Annotated in this window: 6 protein-coding genes; 1 reads left to right on the top strand and 5 read right to left on the bottom strand. The window is 67.2% G+C overall.

Features of this window, described 5'->3' with window-relative positions; translation table 11 throughout:
* Positions 1–371: 371 nt before the first annotated feature.
* From E3O22_RS01790 to dapE, 3 genes are all read right to left on the bottom strand, one after another.
* On the bottom strand, positions 372–548 hold the full coding sequence (locus E3O22_RS01790) for a DUF3117 domain-containing protein (RefSeq protein ID WP_104099180.1): 177 nt from the start codon (positions 546–548) through the stop codon (positions 372–374).
* A gap of 63 nt (positions 549–611) precedes the next feature.
* Positions 612–1,829 (bottom strand): hypothetical protein, encoded by a 1,218-nt coding sequence (locus tag E3O22_RS01785; protein WP_241976476.1) that lies wholly within the window; start codon positions 1,827–1,829, stop codon positions 612–614.
* On the bottom strand, positions 1,805–2,899 hold the full coding sequence (dapE, locus tag E3O22_RS01780; RefSeq protein WP_134393962.1) for a succinyl-diaminopimelate desuccinylase: 1,095 nt from the start codon (positions 2,897–2,899) through the stop codon (positions 1,805–1,807). Before dapE ends, E3O22_RS01785 begins: the two co-directional genes overlap by 25 nt.
* A 17-nt stretch (positions 2,900–2,916) precedes the next feature.
* Here dapE and dapD point away from each other — a divergent pair, with 17 nt between their 5' ends.
* Positions 2,917–3,897, top strand: coding sequence for a 2,3,4,5-tetrahydropyridine-2,6-dicarboxylate N-succinyltransferase (gene dapD / locus E3O22_RS01775; protein ID WP_134393963.1), 981 nt, complete (start codon positions 2,917–2,919; stop codon positions 3,895–3,897).
* Between the two features lie 343 nt (positions 3,898–4,240).
* Here dapD and E3O22_RS01770 read toward each other — a convergent pair whose 3' ends face one another.
* Entirely contained in the window at positions 4,241–5,521 is a 1,281-nt protein-coding gene (locus tag E3O22_RS01770; protein ID WP_370448465.1) for a citrate synthase, read from the bottom strand.
* A gap of 239 nt (positions 5,522–5,760) precedes the next feature.
* The gene (gene dapC / locus E3O22_RS01765; protein ID WP_304988608.1) at positions 5,761–6,864 is read right to left on the bottom strand and encodes a succinyldiaminopimelate transaminase; all 1,104 of its coding nucleotides are present in this window, start codon (positions 6,862–6,864) and stop codon (positions 5,761–5,763) included.
* Positions 6,865–6,868 lie beyond the last annotated feature (4 nt).

Genomic DNA, 6,868 nt, shown 5'->3' with positions numbered 1-6,868 from the left:
CGGCCGAGGTCTTCGACCATGCCCAGCACCATCATCGCGTCCGCCTCACCCAAGAGCGAAAAAGACACCGAATCCAGCACGGCCGCGGCCAGGTCACGCACCTGCTGCAGCTGCTGCACGAGCGAGAGCACCGCCTGCGGTAAGGCGGTGGGGTGGTACGGAGTGGGGGCCCCAGCCATGCTTTATATCGTAGACACGTTCTAAGTTGGAGTCAATGGCTGTGGAAGAATATCAGTTGAGTTTCGTCTGCCTGTTCTAATCAATTCGGTGACAGGGGGGCGGAGGTGCGACGGCTGTCCACGGGAAACTCATCCGCTTGAGTCCGAAAAAAGATCGGCCGCACAGCCTGAGCTGCGCGGCCGATCCTGGAACTATACGGTCGGCTGGACTACACCGGCGAGGGCGTCGTGAAGCTCTTTGGCTTCAGCGTCGTTCACAGAGACGACAAGTCGGCCTCCACCTTCGAGCGGAACACGCACGATGATGAGGCGCCCCTCTTTTACAGCCTCCATTGGCCCGTCTCCGGTCCTTGGCTTCATGGCCGCCATGAACTCCCCTTCCATTCATTCGTCTGAACTTCTATTATCTGCCATTACGGGCTGAGACTGTAATTAGGGAGGTGTCCAGTCCGCTCCGTCGACCCCCCAGCACAGCAGGAGCCAGACCCACTGGCCGGCGATGAACAGCAGCACGATGCCCACCCGGTAAACCGCGCTCCGCGGCTGAGCCACGGCACCCAACAACGGAAACATCGGCATCAGCAGGCGGAAGGTGCTCGACTGCGGGAAAAACACCGCCAGCAGGTAGAGGCCGTAGCTGGCCAGCCAGAACCGCAGGTCCGCGCCCAGTCGGCGCACCGCCGGCAGCAACAGGGTCAGGCCGAACGCCAGGATGAGCCCCGAGACAACGACGAGGCCCAGCGGCATCCCGAGCCACCAGACACCGCCCTGGAACCAGGCGGTGAACGGAACGAGCTCCTGATAACCGATGTAGGCCGACCGCCAGGCCAGCTCGGTGTCGGTGTAGGCCGTGATCGACCCCGTGGCGATCCAGGCGATGGCCGGCCAAACCAGGCCGGAGATGCCGCTGAACACGGCAACGGATGACGCCAGCAACCGTTCGCGCACCGAAAACGGGTCGTGTGTCCGGGCAAGCCAGCGGTGCACAACGTGCAGCCCCAGGGCGAGCGCGAAGGCCAGGCCGCTGGGCCGGGTCAGCGCCATCACGGCGATCACCGGGAACAGCAGCGCATACCGCCGCTCGAGCAGCAGGAGAAGTGCCAACGTGAGCAGGAAGAGGTACAGCGACTCGGCATAACCGAACTGCAGCACGGGCGACAGCGGGGCCACACAGAACAGCACCACCGCGAACAACGCCGTCCCGGAGTCCTGTATTCTGCGCATCAGCCGGTAGAACAGCAGGGCGGCGCCGAGGCTGGCGGCCAGGGACACGAATACGGCCACGGGTGCCCACGGCTGTCCGCTGAGCAGCATCAGCAGGCGCACGACCACCGGGTAACCGGGCATGAAGGCCCAGGCGTTCTCCGCGATGTCCCCGCCGGCGGTGAGCGGCAGTGTCGACGGGTAGCCCCCGACGGCGACGATGTTGTACCACCGGGCGTCCCACATGTTCGCGAACTCCGCGTAGCCGGGTGACGCTCCCGTCCACGGGTTGGCGCCCTGGGCATTCGCAAGCAGTAGCACCAGGGTGGTCGTGACGAGCCGGGACGCGGCCCAGATCAGGGCGACCCGCGCCCACCACGGCGTGAGCCGGTAGCCGGCCTTCCAGCCGGACGACGCCACGGCTATCCGACGCTTGTAGTCAGCCACGCGCGAAGGCCGTCCTCGCAGTCCGTGATCTGCGCCAGGGCGACGCGTTCGTCGTCGGCGTGAGCCTTCAGCGGGTCGCCGGGGCCGTAGTTGACGGCGGGAATGCCCAGGGCGGAGAAGCGGGCGACATCCGTCCAGCCGTACTTGGGCTTGGCCTCGCCGCCGACCGCGGTCAGGAACTGCAAGGCCAACGGGGCGTCCAGGCCCGGCCGGGCACCCTCGGCCCGGTCGACGACAGTGATCTCATAGCCCGCGAAGAGATCCTCCAGGTGCACGACGGCCTCCGCCGAGGTGCGGCTGGGAGCGAACCGATAATTGATGTGCACCATGCACTCGTCGGGGATGACGTTGCCGGCGATGCCGCCGCCGATGCCGACGGCGTTGAGGCCCTCGCGGTAGACGAGGCCCTCGACCTCGACCTGCCGCGGCTCGTAGGCCGCCAGGATGTTAATGACGGGCCCGATCTTGTGGATGGCGTTGTCGCCGACCCAGCTGCGGGCGGAGTGGGCGCGCAGCCCGAAGGTGCGGATCTCCACGCGCACGTTGCCGTTGCAGCCACCCTCGATCTGGCTGTTTGTGGGCTCGCCGAGGATGGCGAAGTCCCCCGCGAAGAGGTCGGGCCGGTTGAGGGCGAGGCGGCCGAGGCCGTTGAGGTCGTCGGAAACCTCCTCGTGGTCGTACCACATCCACGTTATGTCGACGCTGGGCGCGGTCAGTTCGGCGGCCAGCTTCAGCTGCACGGCCACGCCGGCCTTCATGTCGACGGTGCCGCGGCCCCAGAGATAGTCGACGCCATCGATGGTCTCGAACCGGGTCGGCAGATTGTCGTTCAGCGGGACCGTGTCGAGATGGCCGGCAATGATCACGCGCTGGGCCCGCCCCAGGTTGGTGCGGGCGACGACGGTGTCGCCGTCGCGGGTGACGTCGAGGTGCGGGGACCCGGCCAGCGCGCGTTCCACCGCGTCTGCGATGGCGGCCTCGTTACCGGACACCGACTCGAGGTCGCAGAGCGCCCGGGTGAGCTCGATCGAGGTCGCGGACAGGTCCAGGTTCACGGTGTTTTGGGGCACTCTACTAACCTAGAGCCATGACCTCCGCCGTGCCCCCGACATCCGTTTCCCCCTCGAACGCGTGGGGCTACGGCCTCGCCACCGTCGCCGGCGACGGCACGGTGCTGGACACCTGGTTCCCCGAACCTCGGCTCGGAACCCTTCCGGCCGGCCGCGACCGCTGGATCGTGCCGTCTGAACTCGAGGAATTCGCCGGAGTGGACCCGCGGCGAATGGTGCGGATCGAGGCCGTGACGATCGAGATCGACCTCACCGCTGCGCCTGCCGGAACGTCGGATGCCTACCTGCGCCTGCACCTGCTGTCGCACCTGCTCGTGCGCCCGAACACCCTCAACCTCGACGGCATCTTCGGCCACCTGCCCGCCGTGGTCTGGACGAATGTTGGCCCGATGCTGCCCGCCGACTTCACCCGACTGCGGCCGGCCCTGCAGCGCCACGGCATCCAGACGACCGGAATCGACAAGTTCCCGCCGCTACTGAACTACGTCACGCCCGACCGGGTGCGGATCGCGGACGCGTCACGGGTGCGTCTCGGGGCGTACCTCTCCCCCGGTACCACGGTGATGCACGAGGGTTTCGTCAACTTCAACGCCGGCACCCTCGGTACCTCGATGGTCGAGGGCAGGATCTCTCAGGGTGTCGTCGTGGGTGACGGCGCCGACATCGGCGGCGGTGCCTCCATCATGGGCACTCTCTCCGGCGGCGGTACCGAACGGGTGTCCATCGGCGAACGGGCCCTGCTCGGCGCCAATTCCGGGGTGGGCATCTCGATCGGCGCCGACAGCGTCGTCGAGGCGGGGCTCTATGTGACCGCCGGCACCAAGGTGCTGCTGCCGGGCCAGCCGCGCAGTGCCGACGGCACGACGCCGTCGGTGAAGGCCGTCGAACTCTCCGGGGTCTCGAACCTGCTTTTCCGCCGCAACTCGGTCTCGGGCGCGGTCGAAGTGCTGGCGCGCAGCGGCACCGGCATCGTGCTGAACGCCCAGCTGCACGCCTGATCCGGGTACCCCCGCATCCGTCGCCGCGCTCCACGGCATCCGTCGCCGCGCACCGACCGCACCGTAACCCCGGAGATTTTCGCGATACGCCGCCCAACCCGCCTGAAAACACGGTGAGCCGCGAAATTGTCCGGTTTTAGGTCGCGACGGATGCCCCTGCACACACCGCTCCGCTTGCCCCTTGCCCCCTGACGAATTCGACGGAGATTTTCGCCGTAAACACCTTAAACGGCCCCGAAAGCGGCTTTTTCGGCAGAATCTCCGTCGAATTGGTTCGACGGTGACTCCTGGGGCAAGCGGCACGACACCCAGCGCAGCGGCGCCGCACCAGGCCGCACTCGGGCTAGCGGCGCGGGAAATCGCGGGCCGGCGACCCGATGTAGAGCTGTTGTGGGCGACCGATCTTGGTCGTGGGGTCCTCGTTCATCTCGCGCCAGTGCGCCACCCAGCCGGGCAGCCGGCCGATCGCGAAGAGCACCGTGAACATGCTGGTCGGGAAGCCCATCGCCTTGTAAATGACGCCGGTGTAGAAGTCCACGTTCGGGTAGAGCTTGCGCTCCCGGAAGTAGTCGTCGTTGAGCGCGATGTGCTCGAGTTCCTTGGCGATGTCCAGCAGGTCGTCCTTGACGCCCAGTGCGGCGAGCACCTCGTCGGCGCTCTCCTTGACCAGGGTTGCCCGCGGGTCGTAGTTCTTGTACACCCGGTGGCCGAAGCCCATCAGACGAACGCCCTGTTCCTTGTTCTTGACCCGTTCAACGAACTTCTCGACGCCTTCGCCGGATGCCTTGATCTCGCCGAGCATCTTGAGCACGGCCTCGTTGGCGCCGCCGTGCAGAGGCCCGGAGAGCGCGTTGATGCCCGCGGAGACCGACGCGAACAGGTTCGCCTCAGTGGAGCCGACCAGGCGAACGGTCGAGGTCGACGCGTTCTGCTCGTGGTCTTCGTGCAGCATCAGCAGGCGCTCGAGGGCCTTACTGACGACCGGGTTCACCTCGTAGGGCTCGGCGAGCGTGCCGAAGATCAGCCGCAGGAAGTTGTCCACGTAGCCGAGCGAGTTGTCGGGATACAGGAATGCCTGGCCGATGCTCTTCTTGTAGGCGTACGCTGCCATCACGGGCAGCTTGGCGAGCAGGTGCACGGTGGCCAGCTCGACCTGCTCCGGGTCGTTGGGCTCGAGCGCATCCTGGTAGTACGCGGCCAGCGCCGAGGTGCCAGCGGAGAGCACGGCCATCGGGTGAGCGTTGTACGGCAGCACGTCGAAGAGGCGGCGCAGGTCTTCGTGCAGCAGGGTGTGCCGACGGATGCGCGTGTCGAAGGCTTCGAGTTCGCTCGCGCCAGGAAGGGAACCGTAAATCAGCAGCCAGGCGGTCTCGAGGAAGTTGGAGTTCTGGGCGATCTGCTCGATCGGATAGCCCCGGTAGCGCAGGATGCCCTTCTCGCCGTCGATGAACGTGATCGCCGACCGCGTGGCGGCGGTGTTCACAAACCCGGAGTCGAGGGTGATCAGACCCGATTTGCGGGTCAGCGTCGAGATGTCGATGCCGGAGGCGCCTGCCGTGCCGCGCACGATCGGGAACTCGGCGGATCCGCCGGGGAACGACAGTGTCGCCTGCTTGGGTTCGATGGATGGCGTTCGCTCGGCGATGTCGCTCACGGCGGCTCCCTGGGTCTGACTGAGTGTCACTGAATATCACTACCTAACCGTCTGGTGGCTGACCGTCTGTGGCGATGGGCCGCAGCACACCGATGTGTCTGGAGACGTCAACGCTGATACAGCCTAATGGCCGCAACCGCCTACTGTTGCATCCGCCAAGAATGTCCACTCTTCATTGGAGAGAGTTGACAACTCCAGAAAATGGGGCATCAGCCAGCGCGCAACCGAGTCGCAGCCGCCGCGATGCGTTCGTCCGTGGCGGTGAGGGAGAAGCGCACGTGTCTCGGGTAGCCGTCGCCGTAGAACGGACCGGGTCCGGCGAGGATACCCCGCTCGGCGAGCCGCCCGATCGATTCCCAGGCGGGGCGCCCCTCGGTCGCCCAGAGGTAAAGCCCGGCCTCACTGCGGGTGATCTGGAAGCCCGCCGCCACCAGTGCGGGCAACAGCACCTCGCGGCGCGCCTGATAGCGCCGACGCTGCACGATGACGTGCTCGTCGTCGCGGAGCGCGGCCACCATGGCGGCTTGCAGCGGCGCGGGAAGCATGAGGCCGGCGTGCTTGCGCACGGTCAGCACCCGGGCGAGCAGGTCCGCGCAGCCGGCCGCGAACGCGCCGCGGTAGCCGGCCATGTTCGACTGCTTGCTCAGGGAGTAGAGCGCAAGCACATTGTGCCGGTCCTGCCCGATGACGCGGGGGTCCAGGATGCTCGGGGTCGGCCGGGCGTCCCAGCCGTCGGTCCAGCCGAGCTCGGCGTAGCACTCGTCGGAGACGATCACCGCGCCGAGTTCCCGGGCGCGCGCGACGGCCGTGCGCAGCGCATCGACCGAGAGAACCCGGCCATCCGGGTTGCCCGGGCTGTTCAGCCATACCAGCTTCGTCGTCTCGGGCCAGTCGGCGGGGTCGTCGGCGGCGAGGGCGTCCGCTCCGGCCATGGCCGCACCGATACTGTACGTCGGGTATGCGGCACGCGGATGCACGATGGTGTCGCCCGCACCGAACCCGAGCATGAAGGGCAGCAGGGCCACCATCTCCTTCGACCCGATGGTCGGCAGCACGTCCTTCTCGGTGAGACCGGTGACCCCGCGCCGGCGCTCGTACCAGTCGATGATCGCCCGCTGCAGCTCCGGCGTGCCGGCGGTCTGCGGGTACGAGTGGGCGTCGGTGGCCCGGGCCAGCGCTCGGCGGATGACCTCGGGCGTCGGGTCCACCGGTGAACCGATCGACAGATCGACGATGCCGCCCGCATGGTCCCGGGCCCGGGCGGCGAAGGGGACCATCTGGTCCCACGGGTAGTCGGGGAGCGGCTTCAGCACGGCT

This window comes from Cryobacterium sp. TMT2-18-2 (genome assembly GCF_004402245.1).
Classification (GTDB): Bacteria; Actinomycetota; Actinomycetes; order Actinomycetales; family Microbacteriaceae; genus Cryobacterium; species Cryobacterium sandaracinum.
The sequence above is the reverse complement of the archived record's forward strand: the minus strand, read 5'-3'. Positions and strand labels throughout refer to the sequence as shown.

Bases quoted from the DNA above. Each gene is read 5' to 3' on its own strand.
- E3O22_RS01790 (WP_104099180.1), bottom strand. From the start codon at position 548: ATGGCGGCCATGAAGCCAAGGACCGGAGACGGGCCAATGGAGGCTGTA.
- dapD (WP_134393963.1), top strand. From the start codon at position 2,917: ATGACCTCCGCCGTGCCCCCGACATCCGTTTCCCCCTCGAACGCGTGG.